The sequence below is a fragment of the Pandoraea terrae genome, assembly GCF_902459695.1.
Classification (GTDB): domain Bacteria; phylum Pseudomonadota; class Gammaproteobacteria; order Burkholderiales; family Burkholderiaceae; genus Pandoraea; species Pandoraea terrae.
This window is the reverse complement of sequence record NZ_CABPRZ010000004.1, coordinates 1-17,330: the sequence shown is the minus strand read 5'-3', so window position 1 is coordinate 17,330 and position 17,330 is coordinate 1. Positions and strand designations below refer to the sequence as shown.

16 protein-coding genes and 2 pseudogenes are annotated in these 17,330 nt (G+C 63.3%); 6 read left to right on the top strand and 12 right to left on the bottom strand.

Annotated elements, in window-relative coordinates:
- Positions 1 to 22: 22 nt before the first annotated feature.
- The 6 genes and pseudogenes from ureC to PTE30175_RS05655 form a co-directional block, all read right to left on the bottom strand.
- Positions 23 to 1,723 (bottom strand): urease subunit alpha, encoded by a 1,701-nt coding sequence (ureC, locus tag PTE30175_RS05675; protein ID WP_150696101.1) that lies wholly within the window; start codon positions 1,721 to 1,723, stop codon positions 23 to 25.
- On the bottom strand, positions 1,720 to 2,025 hold the full coding sequence (locus tag PTE30175_RS05670) for an urease subunit beta (RefSeq protein WP_150696100.1): 306 nt from the start codon (positions 2,023 to 2,025) through the stop codon (positions 1,720 to 1,722). The genes ureC and PTE30175_RS05670 overlap by 4 nt, the downstream gene beginning before the upstream one ends.
- 11 nt (positions 2,026 to 2,036) lie before the next feature.
- Positions 2,037 to 2,339 carry an urease subunit gamma gene (locus PTE30175_RS05665; protein WP_023598019.1) on the bottom strand — a complete coding sequence of 101 codons (303 nt, stop codon included), beginning with the start codon at positions 2,337 to 2,339 and terminating at the stop codon, positions 2,037 to 2,039.
- 32 nt (positions 2,340 to 2,371) lie between these two features.
- Positions 2,372 to 2,455 (bottom strand): annotated as a pseudogene (locus tag PTE30175_RS28530) (amino acid ABC transporter ATP-binding protein); the annotation flags it as partial.
- Positions 2,440 to 2,652, bottom strand: a complete 213-nt coding sequence (locus PTE30175_RS05660; RefSeq protein WP_150696099.1) for a hypothetical protein — start codon at positions 2,650 to 2,652, stop codon at positions 2,440 to 2,442. The pseudogene PTE30175_RS28530 and the gene PTE30175_RS05660, both read right to left, overlap by 16 nt.
- 289 nt (positions 2,653 to 2,941) lie before the next feature.
- Positions 2,942 to 3,859 carry an urease accessory protein UreD gene (locus PTE30175_RS05655; protein WP_150696098.1) on the bottom strand — a complete coding sequence of 306 codons (918 nt, stop codon included), beginning with the start codon at positions 3,857 to 3,859 and terminating at the stop codon, positions 2,942 to 2,944.
- Positions 3,860 to 4,129: 270 nt separating this feature from the next.
- On the opposite strand from PTE30175_RS05655, the gene PTE30175_RS05650 reads away from it, so the two are divergent.
- On the top strand, positions 4,130 to 5,734 hold the full coding sequence (locus PTE30175_RS05650; protein ID WP_150696097.1) for a hypothetical protein: 1,605 nt from the start codon (positions 4,130 to 4,132) through the stop codon (positions 5,732 to 5,734).
- 89 nt (positions 5,735 to 5,823) lie between these two features.
- On the opposite strand, the gene urtE is transcribed toward PTE30175_RS05650, so the two are convergent.
- The 5 genes from urtE to urtA all read right to left on the bottom strand — a co-directional run bounded on the left by urtE (position 5,824) and on the right by urtA (position 11,584).
- A complete protein-coding gene (urtE, locus tag PTE30175_RS05645) occupies positions 5,824 to 6,525 on the bottom strand; it encodes an urea ABC transporter ATP-binding subunit UrtE (protein ID WP_150696096.1) in 702 nt (233 codons plus the stop codon).
- A 2-nt stretch (positions 6,526 to 6,527) separates the two neighbouring features.
- The gene (gene urtD, locus PTE30175_RS05640; protein ID WP_150696095.1) at positions 6,528 to 7,361 is read right to left on the bottom strand and encodes an urea ABC transporter ATP-binding protein UrtD; all 834 of its coding nucleotides are present in this window, start codon (positions 7,359 to 7,361) and stop codon (positions 6,528 to 6,530) included.
- Positions 7,358 to 8,566, bottom strand: coding sequence for an urea ABC transporter permease subunit UrtC (gene urtC, locus PTE30175_RS05635; RefSeq protein WP_150696094.1), 1,209 nt, complete (start codon positions 8,564 to 8,566; stop codon positions 7,358 to 7,360). The genes urtD and urtC overlap by 4 nt, the downstream gene beginning before the upstream one ends.
- A complete protein-coding gene (urtB, locus tag PTE30175_RS05630; RefSeq protein WP_150696093.1) occupies positions 8,567 to 10,198 on the bottom strand; it encodes an urea ABC transporter permease subunit UrtB in 1,632 nt (543 codons plus the stop codon).
- Between the two features lie 129 nt (positions 10,199 to 10,327).
- Positions 10,328 to 11,584, bottom strand: a complete 1,257-nt coding sequence (gene urtA, locus PTE30175_RS05625; protein ID WP_150696092.1) for an urea ABC transporter substrate-binding protein — start codon at positions 11,582 to 11,584, stop codon at positions 10,328 to 10,330.
- A gap of 406 nt (positions 11,585 to 11,990) precedes the next feature.
- Between urtA and PTE30175_RS05620 the strand changes: the two genes are divergently transcribed.
- The 4 genes from PTE30175_RS05620 to PTE30175_RS05605 all read left to right on the top strand — a co-directional run bounded on the left by PTE30175_RS05620 (position 11,991) and on the right by PTE30175_RS05605 (position 16,644).
- Positions 11,991 to 13,304, top strand: coding sequence for an MFS transporter (locus PTE30175_RS05620; RefSeq protein ID WP_420819608.1), 1,314 nt, complete (start codon positions 11,991 to 11,993; stop codon positions 13,302 to 13,304).
- Positions 13,305 to 13,315: 11 nt separating this feature from the next.
- On the top strand, positions 13,316 to 14,293 hold the full coding sequence (locus PTE30175_RS05615; RefSeq protein WP_150696090.1) for a GlxA family transcriptional regulator: 978 nt from the start codon (positions 13,316 to 13,318) through the stop codon (positions 14,291 to 14,293).
- Between the two features lie 482 nt (positions 14,294 to 14,775).
- Positions 14,776 to 15,849: an IS110 family RNA-guided transposase gene (locus PTE30175_RS05610; RefSeq protein ID WP_150696338.1), complete on the top strand. Its 1,074-nt coding sequence runs from the start codon at positions 14,776 to 14,778 to the stop codon at positions 15,847 to 15,849.
- 450 nt (positions 15,850 to 16,299) lie between these two features.
- The gene (locus tag PTE30175_RS05605; protein ID WP_191628845.1) at positions 16,300 to 16,644 is read left to right on the top strand and encodes a DUF1484 family protein; all 345 of its coding nucleotides are present in this window, start codon (positions 16,300 to 16,302) and stop codon (positions 16,642 to 16,644) included.
- Positions 16,645 to 16,744: 100 nt separating this feature from the next.
- Here the strand turns inward: PTE30175_RS05605 and PTE30175_RS05600 are convergent, their stop codons facing one another.
- A complete protein-coding gene (locus PTE30175_RS05600; RefSeq protein ID WP_150696088.1) occupies positions 16,745 to 17,062 on the bottom strand; it encodes a hypothetical protein in 318 nt (105 codons plus the stop codon).
- Between the two features lie 53 nt (positions 17,063 to 17,115).
- Between PTE30175_RS05600 and PTE30175_RS28525 the strand changes: the two are divergent.
- Positions 17,116 to 17,330: pseudogene (locus PTE30175_RS28525) on the top strand (hypothetical protein); the annotation flags it as partial.

The window sequence follows — 17,330 nt, the reverse complement described above, 5'->3', positions numbered from 1 at the left end:
ACGGATTCAGGCATCGTCGCGATCAGAACAGAAAATAGCGTTGCGCCATGGGCAGCACCGTGGCCGGCTCGCACGTCAGCAATTGACCATCCGCAATGACCTGGTAAGTCTCGGGATCGACGCTGATCTGCGGCAGCCAGTCGTTGTTGACCATCTGCGCCTTGGTCACCTGCCGGATATTGCGTACCGGCACGAGGCGCTTGGCGAGCCCGAAGCGGCCCGCCACATCTGCATCGTACGCTGCTTGCGACACGAATGTCAGCGACGTCCGCGACAGGGCGCCTGCACGGGCCCCGAACATTTCGCGATAGTGTACCGGCTGCGGCGTCGGGATCGACGCATTCGGATCGCCCATCAAGGCGGTCGTGATCATGCCGCCCTTGAGGATCATCGTCGGCTTCACACCGAAGAACGCCGGCTCCCACAACACCAGATCCGCCCATTTGCCGACTTCGACGGAGCCGATCTCATGCGCCATGCCATGGGTGATCGCCGGGTTGATCGTGTATTTGGCGACGTATCGCTTGACGCGGAAGTTGTCGGCCTGCGCGGTATCGGTGCCGAGCGCGCCGCGCTGGACTTTCATCTTGTGCGCCGTCTGCCAGGTGCGCATGACGACTTCGCCGACGCGGCCCATCGCCTGCGAATCGGACGAGATCATCGACAGCGCGCCGAGGTCATGCAGGATGTCTTCGGCCGCGATCGTCTCGCGGCGAATCCGCGATTCCGCGAAGGCGATATCCTCCGCGATGGCCGGATCGAGGTGATGACACACCATCAGCATGTCGAGGTGTTCGTCGAGCGTGTTGATGGTGTAGGGGCGGGTCGGATTCGTCGATGACGGCAGCACGTTCGGTTCGCCGCAGACCTTCAGGATGTCCGGCGCATGACCGCCGCCCGCGCCTTCGGTGTGGTACGTGTGGATGGTGCGTCCCGCAATGGCCGCGACGGTCGCTTCGACAAAGCCGCCCTCGTTGAGCGTGTCGGTATGAATCGCGACCTGCGTGTCGGTTGCATCGGCCACGGACAGGCAGGCGTCGATCGCGGCGGGCGTCGAGCCCCAGTCTTCGTGCAGCTTCAGGCCGATCGCGCCGGCTTCTATCTGCTCGACGAGCGGTGCGGGCTGGCTGACATTACCCTTGCCGAGAAAGCCGAGGTTGATCGGCCAGCCGTCGGCGGCCTGCAGCATGCGTTCGATGTGCCACGGACCCGGTGTGCAGGTGGTGGCGTTGGTGCCCGTAGCGGGCCCGGTGCCCCCGCCCAGCAGCGTCGTCACGCCGGACGAAAGCGCTTCTTCGATCTGTTGCGGGCAGATGAAATGAATGTGCGAATCGATGCCGCCGGCCGTTACGATCATGCCTTCGCCGGCGATCACTTCCGTGGCACCGCCGATGGGGATCGTCACGCCGGGCTGGATATCCGGGTTGCCGGCTTTGCCGATGCCCCAGATGCGTCCGTCCTTCAGGCCGATATCGGCCTTGACGATGCCCCAATGGTCGACGATGACTGCATTCGTGATGACCGTGTCGACGACTTCGGCGCGGGGGCGTTGCGACTGGCCCATGCCGTCGCGAATCACCTTGCCCCCGCCGAATTTCACCTCTTCGCCATAGATTGTGTAATCGCGCTCGATCTCGATGATCAGTTCGGTGTCGGCCAGGCGCAGCCGGTCGCCGGTCGTCGGGCCGAACATTTCCGCATAGGCGCGGCGTGAAATTTTCATAGGGCCCCCATGACGCGTCCGGCAAACCCGTAGACCTTGCGCTCGCCTGCCAACGCAACGAGTTCGACCGTGCGGCGCTGCCCCGGCTCGAAGCGCACGGCGGTGCCGGCGGCGATGTTCAGACGAAAGCCACGCGCGGCATCACGATCGAACTGCAGCGCGTCGTTGACTTCAAAAAAATGGAAATGCGAGCCGATCTGGATCGGGCGATCGCCGGTATTGGCGACCGTCACCGTGATCGTCGGGCGGCCGGCGTTGAGTTCGATCTCGCCGTCGGCGGGCAGCAATTCGCCGGGAATCATGGGGGGCCTCCTTACGGAATCGGGTGATGCACGGTGACGAGCTTGGTGCCGTCCGGAAATGTCGCCTCGACCTGAATGTCGGGGATCATTTCGGGCACGCCGTCCATGACGTCGTCGCGGGTCAGCAGCGTGGTGCCGTAGTGCATCAGGTCGGCGACGGTGCGTCCGTCGCGCGCGGCCTCCATCAGCGCGGCGGAAATGAACGCCACCGCCTCCGGATAGTTGAGCTTCAGTCCACGCGCGCGGCGCCGTTCGGCGAGCAGCGCGGCGGTGAAGATGAGCAGCTTGTCTTTTTCTCGCGGGGTGAGTTTCATTTTCGTTTTTTGCCTTGCACTGGCCAGCCAATGAGCATCCCATTTTCGCCGGCCCAGAGGTGCGGGAACAGATTGTACTGCTGGAATACCGTGCTGACTTTCAGACGCAGGGCGCGCGCGTGCCACGCTTGACGATGTTGTCGAGCGCGTCCGCGCGGGCGGCGCGCGGCATCATCACGGCGATGACGGCCAGCACAGCCACGGCGAACAGGGCGGTGCTGAACATGCGGCGCGCACGGCGCCGGGCGCTCACGGTGGCGGCGATCGATGCGATGGACGCTTGCGTCAGGACCTGGCGGGAATTCGAAAGCATGGCGATACCCTCAGTAAAGATCTCGGTAAGACGGCCCATGGGGGAAAGGGCGACTGGTCAGACCGGTCGATACAGTGAGGTAGCAGGATTCATGCCCGGGTCAGGCAATCGCCGGCGACGCGGGCGGCGAGACCCGCAAGTCCGGTCGCCATCGTTGCGCGGTCCGGCGATGGCCCGCTGCCCGACATCGCGCGGGGGGGCACGTGCGCAGGAATGGTGCATCGTTTTCGGCTCATGCGCCAAACAGGTGCGCGCCAGCGCGGGCGCTTACGTCGTGATTACGTCGCGCTCAGGTCGCCCATAACCGCAGGGGCGTACCCGGCACGCCATGGACGATCGGCCGTAGCCGAAGCCAATGATCGATCAACAGATGGCGCACGGCCTCCATCTCCCGGCCCAGCACGCGCAGCACCAGCACATTGCCGGGCAGGCAGGTGATGCCGGCGCGCAGCAGGTCGTCGTGCGGCAGTGATGCCGCGAACGTCTCTGCGAGGGCCGGCGTGCAGGCGGGGCCGACGGCCCACAGTGTGGCGAACACCGGGAATCCTGCGAGGCCGGTGGGTCCTTCGCGCAGGCCGTCGCTGGCCGGCAATACGGCCTGCTCAGCCCAGACGAGTTGTCCGGCGGCATCGACGAGATCGAACGTGGCGTGCCACTGGCCCTGCGTCCATTGCTCGCCGGCCGCCTGGCGGCCCAGCAAGGTCGCGTCCCAACCGATCGCCGTGGCGTCCTCGGCCATGCGCACGGTGATCTTCTGCTCGGCATCGGCGGCTTCGAACACGATGTTCTCGAGTGGTAGCCAGTCGAGCTTTGCGCCGGCACCCAGCGTGAGCGTGACATTTTGTCGCCCGCACTGCTGCGGCGCTTTGTACCACTTGGTTGCGCCGGGGGTTGTCAGCACGGCGTGGCTCTTCGTGCCGACCGTGATGTCGATATCGAGCGTGTCACCACCGGCGATGCCGCCGGGCGGATGCACGATGACCGCGTGACAGATCGCCGGGTCTTCCGGATAGAGCGGCTTTTGCACGACGAGCGGGCCGCTGTGGCGTCGTTCGGCGAGCATGGTGCGTCCGTTGCGTACCGCGAAGCCGAGCGTCAATGACGCATGCCATCCACGGGAGCCCGAGGCGGCGGGCGGCACGGTGGCGCTGTCTCGATGCGTGGTATCGGACGATTCCGGATTGCTGGAGCGGTCTGCGGCTGACATGGTAGTTCGACGAACAGGGGGAGCGGCGAATGTAGCACACCGGTGGTTTTGCGGAGATGGCATGACCGGATCGGCAGGCCGGTGGGGAAATCCTTAAAAGTGCTCGCGTGCGCCACGCGTTTACGGACCGCCAGTCGAGCCGTTTACGAATATCGGAATATTCTGCACGGGGACGGCGCGGCCAGCGGCATACGATGGATGGGATGAAGAACGATGGACTGCGAACCAAGTACGCCATTGAGCGCGGAATTTCACGAAAGGAGACCCTTCATGCAATGCAACGCACCCGCGACATCCTCGGTGTCGTCCGTTTCGTCAGCCTGTTCGCCCGTGGCCAGCCGGTCGACACCAGCGTCCATGCTGGCGCAGACGCTCGACACCCTGCGCATGCGGCCAGCTCACCGTGATTTGCCCGCGTTGGACGATGCGTCACCGCACGGGCTGGGCGACGTGGCTGACGACCGCCATCCGACAGACTGCCGGACGGCAAGCCCAAAGACCCACGAAATCGCGCTCGAGATGCGCGCGGCAGGTGCGCAGCGCAATCACGGGCGAGGAATGCGTGAAGTGCAATGCGGCCGCGCGCTCGCCACCATTCGCGAAGGGTTGCGTTTTGGCGAATTCCGGTGCGCGCCGGATGCGCAAAGCGTGGCATCGTTGCTGAAGTCGCTCTTTGGCCGTGCGGCGTTGACAGACGATGACGGAAAATGCGTTGAGCGGTTGTTGCGTGAATTTGAACCAAAGCGGTCTGATCCGGTGCCCAAATTGGATGAGTGCGGACTGTCGGCATTGTGCCTGCGCCATCCGGAGGTACTCACCCGCTTTCTCAAGGATACCTGGGGCGCGATTCGGCTTGGGCGTATGCCGCTTCCGTTTGTACCGGCGTTTCTTCTTGCGTACGAGCGGGCAGTTGCCAATCATCCGGACGAGTGGGCAGTTGTCCATCATGCCCGGGAGGGGGCGGCAGTGACGCCCTACGAGGATCTCGTCGGCGAGTGCTACAAACAGCTATGGATGTGCGAAGCGGAGAGGGCGAGTTGCGAGGCTCGCGGGCGGCCACTGAAAACGCGCGTGGCCGCGTATCTATCCGTTGTGGGGCGTTATTCGGGACATTCGCGTTTCGACTACAACCCGAGCATCGTCACGCCCATGGACTGCCCGGGAGCGGAACAAGACGCCTGGATGCATGACGCGAGGATATCGAATCAGCGGCTTAAAGCGATTTGGCAATGCTACGCCGTACTCGGAAAAATAGACAAAACGTGGGTATACCGCCCCGACATTTCCACAATACGCCTGCAGAGTCTGGTGAGCTTCAATCAACGTCTCGACTGCGCCGTGAAGGATTTCGGCGACAGTGCCGGCGCCGACGTGAGGTGGGCCATGTCCCTGGCCTTTCTTGACACGGCTGCGAAGGACTCGCGTTGCGCGCTTCTCGCGAATTCTTCCGTGCTCGTCACTGCCCTGCGTGTGCACTTTTGGGCAGACAGGACAGGCCGTGCGGTCAAGTCCCCTGAGGCGCTTGTCGAATCCGCGGTCCGGTGGCTTCGTGTCTGGCTCAATGCCGGGATTTCGGACGAAGCCGTCAAACCCACACTGGCGGAGATGGATCGACTGGATCTCTGGACGAAGCTTAACGCCGACGATTGCCGGTGGCGCAAACAGACCGTCGCGATGACGGCGCCGCAGGCCATTGCAAAACGGCTTGCCGAAGTGCATGGCGAACACGCCAAATTCGAGCGACTTGAGCAGGAAGTGCGGCGGGCGTTCGTGCTGCAGTCTGACGCGCAGGCGACCTCGGGCGGCGCGTTAGCGGCCGGGAGCGCGTCGGAGCCTTACCCTTTCGGTGGCCGGGGGTGCTGTGTCATTACGTAGTGCGCACGACGAAGCGGCCGGGGTTGTCACGGCGCTCCCGGATGAGCGCCTACGGAAGCGCGCCTGCCACGACACACGCAGGTCTCGCGTTACACCGCCACCATATGCCGCACGCCATCGGCTTCCATATCTTTGCCGAGGCCGGAGGCCACGATCGCGCCGCGGCTCATCACGCGGTAGTGATCCGCAAGCGCGAGCGCGAAGTCATAGTACTGTTCGACGAGCAAGACAGTCATGCCGTGATCGTCGACAAGCTTGCGCAACGTCGCACCGATATCCTTGATGATGGACGGCTGAATGCCTTCGGTCGGCTCGTCGAGAATCAGCAGCTCCGGATCGCTCATCAGCGCGCGGCCGATGGCGAGTTGCTGCTGCTGACCGCCTGACAGGTCGCCGCCGCGCCTCAGCTTCATGTCGGACAGCACCGGGAACAGCGAATAGATGTGCTCGGGCACCCCCTTGCGCGCCTCGATCGCCGGTTTGCTCGCCGCGCCGATCAGCAGGTTCTCCTCGACGGTCAGCCTGGGGAAGATGTCGCGCCCTTGCGGCACGTAAGCCAGGCCGCTGGCGACGCGGGAATACGGCGGCAGGCCGGTGAGCGTCTTGCCGCGCCAGGCGATATTGCCGCCCTTCACCGGCACTACCCCCATCAGGCATTTGAGCAGCGTGGTCTTGCCGACGCCGTTGCGCCCGAGCAGCACCGTCAGTTGTCCGTCCGGCACCGTGAATTCGACATTGCGCAGAATGTGGCTGCCGCTGTAGTACTGATTCAGTGCGTGGATGTCGAGCATGTTCAGCGCCCCAGATACGATTCGATCACGCGCTCGTCGCGTTGCACTGCGTCGAGCGTGCCTTCGGCAAGCACACGGCCTTCGGCCATCACCGTCACGCGGCCCGCGTCGCCCGCCAATGCGGCGACGAATGCCATGTCGTGCTCCACGACCATCATCGAACAATGGCCGCGCAGCTTGTCGAGCAAGGTGGCCAGCTGCGCCGTTTCCTCATCGGTCATGCCGGCGGCGGGCTCATCGAGCAGCAGCAATTGCGGCTGCTGCATCAGCAGCATGCCAATCTCCAGCCGTTGCTTCTGCCCGTGCGACAACTGGCCGGCCTGGGAGGCCGCCTGCGCCTCGAGGTGCGTGAGCGACAGCACTTCCTCGATGCGGCGGCGCACCTCGCCGGTAAGCGCTGCGCGCAGCGCCGCAAACCAGCGCTTGTCGCCCGCGCTGGCGAGCTCGAGGTTCTCCCAGACCGTGTGCTGCTCGAACACCGTCGGTTTCTGGAATTTGCGTCCGACGCCGGCTTGCGCGATGGCGGGTTCGTCGAGGCGCGTCAGATCCAGCGTCTGGCCAAGGAAGGCGACGCCCGCATCGGGGCGCGTCTTGCCTGTCACGACATCCATCATCGTGGTCTTGCCCGCGCCGTTCGGTCCGATGATGCAGCGCAGTTCGCCGGTCTGGATCGACAGCGACAGATCGTGCAGCGCGCGAAAACCGTCGAAACTCACGGAGATGTTTTCGAGATAGAGAATCGGCCCGTGCGACGTATCGATCGCACCGGGCACGACGAAATGCGACATGCCGGTGGCATCGCCGCTGACGGACTGTCCGGGGGCGAGGGCGTTCATGCGCGGTCTCCGGTAACGGATTTGACGGGCGGGGCATCGGCGCCGATATCGCGCGACGGGGCGCGGCGTCCCTGCGCGAATTGCGCGAGCAGGCCCATCACCCCTTGCGGCAGCAACAGCGGCACCAGCACAAACATCGCGCCCAGGAAGAACAGCCAGTACTCGGCGAAATAGGCCGTGAAGGCACTCTTCGCGCCGTTGACGAGAAACGCGCCGACCACCGCGCCGAGCAGGGAGCCGCGTCCGCCGATGGCGACCCAGATCGCCATTTCGATCGAGTTTACCGGCGCCATTTCGCTCGGGTTGATGATGCCGACTTGCGGCACATACAACGCGCCGGCGATGCCGCACAACATGGCGGACAGCGTCCAGACGAAGAGCTTGTAGCCAAGCGGGCGGTAGCCGAGGAACATCGCCCGCGATTCACCGTCGCGGATCGCCGTCACCACGCGGCCGAACTTCGATACGACCAGTGCGCGGCAGAGCAGCAACGCCGTCACCAGCATGACGAAGGTGATCAGGAACAACGCCGTGCGCGTGTTGGGCGATGTGATCGAATAACCAAGGATGCGCTTGAAGTCGGTGAAACCGTTATTGCCGCCGAAGCCGGTCTCGTTGCGATAGAACAGCAGCATCGCGGCGAACGTGAGCGCCTGCGTGATGATCGACAGATACACGCCCTTGACGCGAGAGCGGAACGCCAGATAGCCGAAGATCCACGCCACGCTGCCGGGCAGCGCAAGCACGAGCAGCATCGCGTAGGCAAAATGCTCGGTGCTGGCCCAGTACCACGGTAGCGACTTCCAGTCGAGGAACACCATGAAGTCTGGCAGATCGCTGTGATAGACACCGTCGCGGCCGATCGAGCGCATCAGGTACATGCCCATCGCATAGCCGCCGAGCGCAAAAAACAGGCCGTGCCCGAGACTCAGGATGCCGCAGTAGCCCCACACCAGATCGAGCGCGAGCGCCGCGATGGCGTAGCACATGATCTTGCCGACGAGCGTCATGGCGTACGCGGACAGATGCAGCGGATGCGAAGGCGGCAAGACCAGCGCGCACAACGGCACGAGAACCAGCACGGCCAGCACGAAGGCGGCCAGCAGCGGCGCGAAGTACTTCGGCAGCAGTCGGGCGCGCGCCGGGACATCGAGCGTGAAGCCGGAGCGGTCCTTGGTCAGGTCGGACAGAATGTGGGTATCCATTCAAGCCTCCGCACTGCGCCCTTTGAGCGCGAACATGCCCTGCGGGCGTTTCTGGATGAACAGCACGATGAGGACCAGCACCGCGATCTTCGCGAGCACTGCGCCCCACACCGGTTCGAGCAGCTTGTTGGCGATGCCCAGGCCGAACGCGCCGACGATCGTGCCGGCCAGCTGACCAACGCCGCCGAGCACCACAGCCATGAACGAATCGATGATGTACCCCTGGCCGAGATCGGGGCCGACATTGCCGATCTGCGACAGTGCGCAACCGCCCAGACCGGCGATGCCGGCGCCGAAGGCGAACGCGTAACTGTCCACGCGCCCGGTTTTCACGCCGACGCAGGCGGCCATGGCGCGGTTCTGCGTCACCGCGCGGATGAACAGCCCGAAGCGCGTGAGGTTGAGGACCGCCCACGTGAGGATCACCACGGCCAGCGCGAAGCCGAGAATCACGAGCCGGTTGTACGGCAGGATCAGGTTCGGCAGCACCGCGACGCCGCCACTCATCCACGCGGGATTGATCACCTCGACGTTTTGCGCGCCGAACAGCGTGCGCACGGACTGGATCAACAGCAGGCTGATACCGAATGTCGTGAGCAGCGTTTCCAGCGGACGCCCGTAGAGACGCTGCAAAACCAGCCGCTCGAGCACCCAGCCCACCGCGGCAGCTGCGAAAAACGAGACCGGCACGGCGGCCACGAGATAGGCGTCGAACGCGCCCGGCAGGTAACGCTGGAACAAGACCTGGGTGACGTAGGTCGCGTACGCGCCGATCATCAGGAACTCCCCGTGCGCCATGTTGATGACGCCGATGAGCCCGTACGTGATGGCCAACCCCAGCGCGGCGAGCAACAGCACGCTGCCCAGGCTGAGGCCGGCGAACAGCGTGCCGAAGAATTCGCTGCGCCGCTGCGCGGCATCGAGTTGCGTGAGGCCGAGTTGCGCAGCGCTGCGGACCCCCGAATCGGCTTCGGCATAGGTGCCATCCGCGCCACGCGTGACGATCGGCAGGAGCAGGTCGCGCATTTGCGGATCGCCGCGTGCTGCGATCAGCGCGATGGCATCGCGCCGCTTCTCGGGGTCGGAATCATGGAGCGCCGAGATCGCCCAGAGTTGATCGAGGCGCTTTTTCAGTTGGGTGTCGGCCTCATGCTGACGGGCCTGTTCGATCGGCGCCTTGAACGCGGGATCGGGATTCTGGAGCAAGGTTTCGATCGCCTGCGCACGCACGGCGCGATCCGTCGCACCCAATTGCGCAGCGGCGGCGGCGCCGGCAACGCGGGCGCGTAACACGTTGTTGAGCGTAAGCGACTGGGCGTCGTCGGCCTTCGCCGGTTGTCCCGAAAGCGCGTCGACGTAGGCGTCGCCCTGCTGGATCAGGATATGGTCGCCCGCGGCGGCGGCGGTGTCTTCGGCAAGCGCTTTCAGGACGTTCTGCGCGGCGGGCGAGCCGTCGGCGACCAGATGATCGATGGCTTTCGACTTCGCGTCGAAGTCATCGCCGGCGAGCGGTGCGAGGTCGGCGGCGCTCAGCGCGGCGAACGCATGCATCGGCACGGCGCACAGCAGCGCAAGCAGCGTCATCCAGACGTTGAGGGAACGGCGCAAGCGGCAAATCGGGCGGCGAGTCATTGATGAAGTCTCCGCGCACCGCCGCGCCCGCGTGGGCGGGCGCAGCCGATGCGAATGATCGAAGCGGACGCCGGCGGCGCGCGTGCAGCGTTGGGCGCGATGCGCCGGCCGGCGTCCGTCAGGCGGGCGTCAGACTTTGTCCGGCTTGCCCTGGTTGCCTGCGATGAACGGGCTCCACGGCTGTGCGCGCACCGTCGACATCGTCTTCCATACGACGTTGAACTGCCCGTCCGGACGGATCTCGCCGATCATCACGGGTTTGTGCAGATGGTGGTTGCCGTCCATGGTCATGTCGAAGCCGTCCGGCGACTTGAAGTTCTGCCCGATCATGGCGGTGCGCACCTTGTCGACGTCGACGCTGCCGGCCTTCTCGACCGCCTGCTTCCACATGTGCATGCCGACGTAAGTCGCTTCCATCGGATCGTTCGTCACGCGTTTGTCGCCGCCTGGCAGGCCCTTCGCCTTGACGTACGAGAACCACGCCTTCTTGAACGCGTCGTTGGTCGGATTCTTGACCGTCATGAAGTAGTTCCATGCCGCGAGGTGACCCACCAGCGGCTTGGTGTCGATGCCGCGCAATTCCTCTTCGCCGACCGAGAACGCGACCACGGGTACGTCCGTCGCTTTCAGGCCCTGGTTGCCAAGCTCTTTGTAGAAGGGCACGTTCGAGTCGCCATTGATGGTCGAGACGACCGCCGTCTTGCCGCCCTGGGCGAATTGCTTGATGTTGGCGACGATCGTCTGATAGTCGCTATGCCCGAACGGCGTATAGACCTCCTGGATGTCCTTGTCGGCCACACCCTTCGAGTGCAGGAAGGCGCGCAGGATCTTGTTGGTGGTGCGCGGATAGACGTAGTCGGTGCCGAGCAGGAAATAGCGCTTGGCGCCGCCGCCTTCCTTGCTCATCAGATATTCCACGGCGGGAATCGCCTGCTGGTTCGGCGCGGCGCCGGTATAGAAGACGTTCTTCGACATCTCTTCGCCTTCGTACTGCACCGGGTAGAAGAGCATGCCGTTCAGTTCCTCGAACACGGGCAACACCGACTTGCGCGAGACGGACGTCCAGCAGCCGAATACGGCAGCGACCTTGTCCTTCGTCAGTAACTGGCGCGCTTTCTCGGCAAACAGCGGCCAGTTCGAGGCCGGGTCGACGACCACGGCTTCGAGCGGGCGCCCCATCACGCCGCCCTTGGCATTGATCTCCTCGATGGTCATCAGCGCAACGTCCTTGAGCGACGTCTCTGAAATCGCCATCGTGCCCGACAGCGAATGCAGGATGCCGATCTTGATCGGCGTCTTGTCCTGTCCGAAGACACTGGGTACCCAACCTGCGAGCGAAGCGGTGCCCGAGAGGGCCGCCATCTGGAGTAGCGTGCGTCGTTTCATGATGCCTCTTCCCCTTCCTGGTTAGACCGGTCGATCCGGCATTCGGGGTACAACGCAATTGTCGTGCCATGTCCGCCGATCGTCGGCATGCCGGGCGATGGCTTGCCGCCGCTGGGTTGCCTGACACGGATGGAAAACTCGTCAGCGATGCGAAGCAATTTGGTGCGTGGGCGTGCCGAAGTGGTGCGCACCGGCGTGGCGCACGGGGGAGGAAAGGATGATGGGAACTGGCTCGCGGGGCGATGCCGACGCGTGGAAACGTTGGTTTTACACGGGCGTGTGTTCGATTGGCAAGAATTGATGCATGATTGGCATTCATGCCAAACGGAGCGGCGGCAAGATGGCGTCACGCGGTGCCACGGCCGAGGGCCGGCGAGCGCGCCGATTCCGTTCCCATTCAGATGAGATGCCCGCCATGCCAGAAGCTGTCACCGAGACCGCCGTCGCTGCACCGACCTTGGCCGCCGCCGATCCTGCCGCCGGGCGGCAAGGACGACGGTACGCCGCCATCCTCGCCGCATGCCAGGCGTTGTATACGGCGGCGATGTCCGTGGACCTGACCTTGACGGGGCTCGTCGGTTTCGTGCTCGCGGCGGACAAGGGTAATGCGACATTGCCGTTCTCGCTGATTACGGTCGCCTCCGCCGTGACGACGATCTTCGCATCCCTATTGATTCAGCGGCTCGGGCAGCGAATCGGCTTCGCCATCGGTGCGGCGGCGGGCACGCTGGGGGGGCTGATTTCCGTATGGGCCATTTTCGAAAAACACTTTGCCTTGTTCTGCGTGGGAACGGCGTGCGTTGGCGTGTTCCAGGCGTTCGCCCGCTACTACCGGCTGGCGGCGGCCGACGTCGTACCACTGGAAGACAAGCCGCGCGCGATCTCGATCGTGTTGACGGGCGGGGTGATTGCGGCGGTGCTCGGCCCGGCACTTGCGGCGGGGAGCAAGGACTGGCTGGCCCCCGTGACGTTCGCCGGCTCGTATCTGGTCGTGGCGCTGCTCTCGGGCGTGTCGCTGCTGTTGCTGCTGGGGTTCCTGCGCAACCTTCCGGTACATGCCGCCATGGCGCCGGGTGTGGCGGGGACGGCCGGGGTGTCGGCGGGCGCAGGGCAAGCGCCTGCGCGGCCGTTGGGCGAGATCATGCGCCAGCCGATCTACATCGCGTCGCTGGCCAACAACCTGATCGGTTTCATGGTAATGATGTTCGTGATGACCGCTACGCCGATTGGGGCCGTCGCATGCGGGCACAGCATCGGCGACGGCGCGCGGATCATCGAATGGCATCTTGTCGGCATGTATGCGCCGTCATTCTTCTCGGGCCATCTGGTCAAGCGCTGGGGCGTCGTGCCTGTGCTGCTTGCCGGCATCGCGATGTGTGCGGCCTGCGGCGTGCTGGCGCTGATGTCGACGTCCTTGCCGTACTTCTATGCCGCATTGCTATGTCTTGGCGTCGGCTGGAATTTCATGTTCGTCGGCGGCACCACGCTGCTCACGATGTCGTATCGGCCTGCTGAGCGGGGGCGGGCGCAGGCGGCCAACGAGTTCATCACCTTTGCTGGCACGGCAGCGTCAAGCCTGTTCGCGGGGCAACTGCTTGCGCGCTTTGGCTGGGCGATGATCAATCAGGCCATTTTCCCGCTGCTGGCGGTCGCGGCGGTCACGACGGTCTGGTACGCGTTCGACGCCCGCCGCCGCACGCCGGACGTCGCTTCGGCATGACACGGGCCGACATGCCAGTGCGAACCGTCGCGTTCCTTGTGCTCGATCGTTGCATCCTGCTCGATTTGGCCGGGCCGCTCGACGCCTTCCAGGCGGTTTGCCGTCAGATGGCGCCGCTCGGCATTGTGCCGTACCGGACGGTGGTCGTGTCACAGTTCGGCGGTGGCGTCATGACGTCGTCGGGATTGGCGATCCATACCGAGCCTGTCGCTGTGCTCGATGCGGTCGATGTCGACACGTTGATCGTCGTCGGCGGCACGGCGCAGGTCCAGCCCTTCGTGCCAGCCGGACTTGACGACTGGCTGCGCGGGTACGCGCCGCGCGCGCGACGCATCTGCTCGGTGTGCATCGGCGCGTTTGTACTGGGGGCCGCCGGCTTGCTCGACGGACGCCGCGCCACGACGCATTGGCTCGACGTCGGCCGTTTGCAGGCATGTTATCCGGCGGCGCGCGTTGAAGCCGATCCGATTTACGTACGCGCCGATCCGGTCTGGACCTCGGCGGGCATTACGGCCGGCATCGATCTTGCGCTGGCGCTCATCGAGGACGATCTCGGTGCGGACGTCGCCCTGCAAGCCGCACGGCGGCTGGTGGTGTTCCTCAAGCGTGCGGGTGGGCAATCGCAGTTCAGTCCGCCGCTGATGCGGCAGATGGCGACGGAGGCGCCGTTCGCGGAACTGCATGCATGGATGTTCGAACATCTGTCGGACGATCTCACGATCGAGCGCCTGGCGGCGCAAGCCAATATGAGTCCACGCACCTTCTCGCGCACGTATCTTGCCAGGACCGGCACAACGCCCGCGAAGGCGGTCGCGTCGATGCGGCTCGAGGCCGCGCGGCAGGCGCTGCTGGAAAGCGATGCGCCGCTCAAGCGCATCGCTTTCGCCTGCGGTTTCGGCGACGAACAGAATCTTCGTCGCACCTTTCTGCGGCAACTCGGCGTCGGTCCGCAGGACTACCGTGCGCGCTTTTCGATCGGGGCGACGTAGCAGGCTGTTGAAGTCCTCGGCGCGCTGAAGCTTGGCATTCGCGCGCTCGGTTAGTCGCTGTTGTTCTTCTGATGGCTCACGTTGATCGCGCCGGAGATGCTCACACCGTGTCGATGTTCGAGGCGAATTGGAACAAGACGCTCGATTGAGGTTGCCTCGCCCGATTGACAAAAAAGTGTACCTGGTCGGATTGCTTCGGGAATTTTCCTGTTCAGACGGCAAGTTGCCACGTTTTTGCCAACTCGCGGCTAAAGTTCGGAACCGTCCGATGGCGATTCCCGTCGCGTTTGCGGAGAATGCCTCCATCGCCGAATCATTGGCGATCGGGTGTCGAAACCCGCAAACCGTAGCGGACGGGCCGTCAATTGACGGCATGTTCGCGCACGCCTTCAATGAATTAGTAAGGACTTTGCGGCCATCGGCCCGTACACCGAGGGGGCAAAATAACCGAACCCAATCAGCCATCTCCGACGGAGGAAATGATGAATACGGTTGCCCGCATCGGCGTAGATCTTGCCAAGAACGTCATGCAACTGCATGGCGTGGATGAATCAGGCAATGTTGTCATCCGCAAATCAATCTCACGCGATAGATTTGCCGCATGGTTCGCTAACCTCGCGCCCTGCCGGGTCGCAATGGAAGCGTGCAGTTCATCGAACTACTGGACGCGCAGGTTACATTCGCTCGGACATGATGTGGTCCTGATCGCTCCGCAATTCGTCACGCCGTATCGTAAAGGCGGTAAGCAGGTAAAAAATGATGCCCTCGATGCCGAAGCCATCTGCGAAGCGGCAAGCCGGCCTCATATGCGCTTCGTTCCGGTTAAAACGCCCGCACAGCAGAGCGTCATGGTAATTCACCGGATGCGCACCGGATTTGTCGAGGAACGTACCGCACTGACCAGTCGGTTGCGCAGTCTGTTAGGCGAGTTTGGCGTATTCATCCCGCAAGGTATCGAAATATTCCGAACGAAATTTGTTGAAGCGCTAGAGGCCGCGTCCAACGAACTCCATGGTCTCGCGCGTGCAGCACTTCTGAAGGGCTGGGAACATTGGCTGGCACTCGACGAACAAATAGCTTCGCTTGAGGAACAAATCGCGTTGCACGCCAATCAGGACAATCAGGCCAAGCAACTGCTAGCCATCGTTGGAGTCGGCCCGATCACCGCATCCGCAACCCTTGCCACCATCGTTGACGCCAAACAGTTCAAGAACGGTCGACAAATGGCGGCATGGATCGGCTTGGTCCCCAAACAGGCAAGCAGCGGAGGGAAAAGCCGCCTCGGACACATTACGAAGAAGGGCAATGACTATCTGCGCACGCTACTAGTCCAAGGTGCTCGCGCGGCAATTACCACCGCGGCACGTCGCCATGATCGACTTTCGCGCTGGATTGTCGAAATACGTGCACGCCTTGGCTGGTCCCGAACGCTTATAGCGGTGGCCAACAAGCACGCGCGTATTATGTGGGCCATTCTCGCCAAGGGGGAACGCTTTGATCCTTCCTATGTGCCTCATCGCCCAAGTTTCGTTGTTTCGCCAGACACGGCAACATAATCGAGTAGCACAACTGGCAATTCAACTTCAGGAGTCTATCCCGCAGCGAGAGACGCAACGACAGAGATAGCGACAGGTCAGACCGGCAGTGAGCGAACTCGAAGGCCCGCCAGGCAATGCGTAAGCGCCTATGCCTCTCAATGAGTGGAGTCCCACTGCGCGGTTATTATCCGGGCCCGGTGTCAGCAGAAACGATACCCAAAAGGCCGTTTATAGGTACGCAGTCCGCCCCGCCGCTTTAACGTCCAAACGTTCTCGAATTGCGTATTGAACAGATATCTCAACAATTGCCCCCTTGCTTTGCTGGCAAAGTCCTTATAGGCGGGCCTGGGCCGGAACACGCTTGCGTGTGCCGGTTCATACGGTCCCGGTTTTCGACTCCGGCCTTGTGCCCGCCCACCTCATCCTCGGATGAGGTGCGGGATGACAACCGCACTCGTTGGAGACCGTATGACGTATCAATCCCACTCCGAATTCACCTCGCAACTGTCGTTGGCCGAGCAGACTTCGCTTCTCGCTCTGCTTGGACAGCGCTTGAGCGATGACACGCAATCGCAAAGTGACCAAACTCGTGACATCTACGCTCAGTTGAGCGCCGTGAGCAGTACCGTTCGCGAAACCGTCTCGAACGCGAGCGACGATCTTCTGCAGGTGAGCGATGCGATGGATGTGCTGCTTGACTTGCTCGACAATGCCGCGAGCGTACCGGTATCGGGCGCAAAGCTCCATTGCCTAATCGCACCGCTCAAAGGCCGGCTCGACGCCGTCACTCGCGAAATGTCGGCGCTGGTGTGAAACGGGTTGCATTCTGATAGCGCTCCGAAAGCGCAATACCGTTTATACCAAGTGACCGGAGCACAAGGCGGATCTTCGTGAGGAGTCCGCCTTGTTTCGTTTACGCATGGAAATTCATTTTGGTAGCGGCCTTGTAGGTCGGCAATGCGTACGAGCGACGTCCGGTGATAGCTGCGATCGTTCGATCGTCGCAGCCCAGTCTCCATTTCTGCACCTCGGCTGGTTGCTGGTCGAGTTCCGCCCTCGTGGCGGGGTCCCGCGCCTTCTCGAGCGCATCCGCCTCCTTCACCCGGTTGGTCACGAATACCTCAACCTCGCGCTGCAGCGCCTCCACGATCTCGAAGCCGGCCCGGATGTCCTCTTCGTTAAAGATATTGCCGTCTCGGGGCAGTGAGCTTAGCTTAGGAATAGTGTTCAAAACTCGCACAAGACCGGATACCCGGGGGTGGATTTCGCAGCCAGAATAAGCGCATGAAACAAACTGACCTTGGCCTGGACTTGAACAACCGACGCACGCGCAAGCGAGTGTTTCTCGACGAGATGGAGCACGCGGTGCCGTGGCGCGAGCTTCTGGCGCTGATAGCACCGCACGCGCCGACCAAAGCAACGTGTAGTGGTCTAATGAACCCGGACACTGATTTAGGCGAGAATACTCGCCATGAAGAGGTGTCTGATGACCAAGCAAC

Excerpts from the sequence above, each read along its gene's own strand:
- ureC (WP_150696101.1), bottom strand. The coding sequence starts at position 1,723 with ATGAAAATTTCACGCCGCGCCTATGCGGAAATGTTCGGCCCGACGACC.
- PTE30175_RS05670 (WP_150696100.1), bottom strand. The coding sequence starts at position 2,025 with ATGATTCCCGGCGAATTGCTGCCCGCCGACGGCGAGATCGAACTCAAC.
- PTE30175_RS05665 (WP_023598019.1), bottom strand. The coding sequence starts at position 2,339 with ATGAAACTCACCCCGCGAGAAAAAGACAAGCTGCTCATCTTCACCGCC.
- PTE30175_RS05660 (WP_150696099.1), bottom strand. The coding sequence starts at position 2,652 with ATGCTTTCGAATTCCCGCCAGGTCCTGACGCAAGCGTCCATCGCATCG.
- PTE30175_RS05655 (WP_150696098.1), bottom strand. The coding sequence starts at position 3,859 with ATGTCAGCCGCAGACCGCTCCAGCAATCCGGAATCGTCCGATACCACG.
- PTE30175_RS05650 (WP_150696097.1), top strand. The coding sequence starts at position 4,130 with ATGCAATGCAACGCACCCGCGACATCCTCGGTGTCGTCCGTTTCGTCA.
- urtE (WP_150696096.1), bottom strand. The coding sequence starts at position 6,525 with ATGCTCGACATCCACGCACTGAATCAGTACTACAGCGGCAGCCACATT.
- urtD (WP_150696095.1), bottom strand. The coding sequence starts at position 7,361 with ATGAACGCCCTCGCCCCCGGACAGTCCGTCAGCGGCGATGCCACCGGC.
- urtC (WP_150696094.1), bottom strand. The coding sequence starts at position 8,566 with ATGGATACCCACATTCTGTCCGACCTGACCAAGGACCGCTCCGGCTTC.
- urtB (WP_150696093.1), bottom strand. The coding sequence starts at position 10,198 with ATGACTCGCCGCCCGATTTGCCGCTTGCGCCGTTCCCTCAACGTCTGG.
- urtA (WP_150696092.1), bottom strand. The coding sequence starts at position 11,584 with ATGAAACGACGCACGCTACTCCAGATGGCGGCCCTCTCGGGCACCGCT.
- PTE30175_RS05620 (WP_420819608.1), top strand. The coding sequence starts at position 11,991 with ATGCCCGCCATGCCAGAAGCTGTCACCGAGACCGCCGTCGCTGCACCG.
- PTE30175_RS05615 (WP_150696090.1), top strand. The coding sequence starts at position 13,316 with ATGCCAGTGCGAACCGTCGCGTTCCTTGTGCTCGATCGTTGCATCCTG.
- PTE30175_RS05610 (WP_150696338.1), top strand. The coding sequence starts at position 14,776 with ATGAATACGGTTGCCCGCATCGGCGTAGATCTTGCCAAGAACGTCATG.
- PTE30175_RS05605 (WP_191628845.1), top strand. The coding sequence starts at position 16,300 with ATGACGTATCAATCCCACTCCGAATTCACCTCGCAACTGTCGTTGGCC.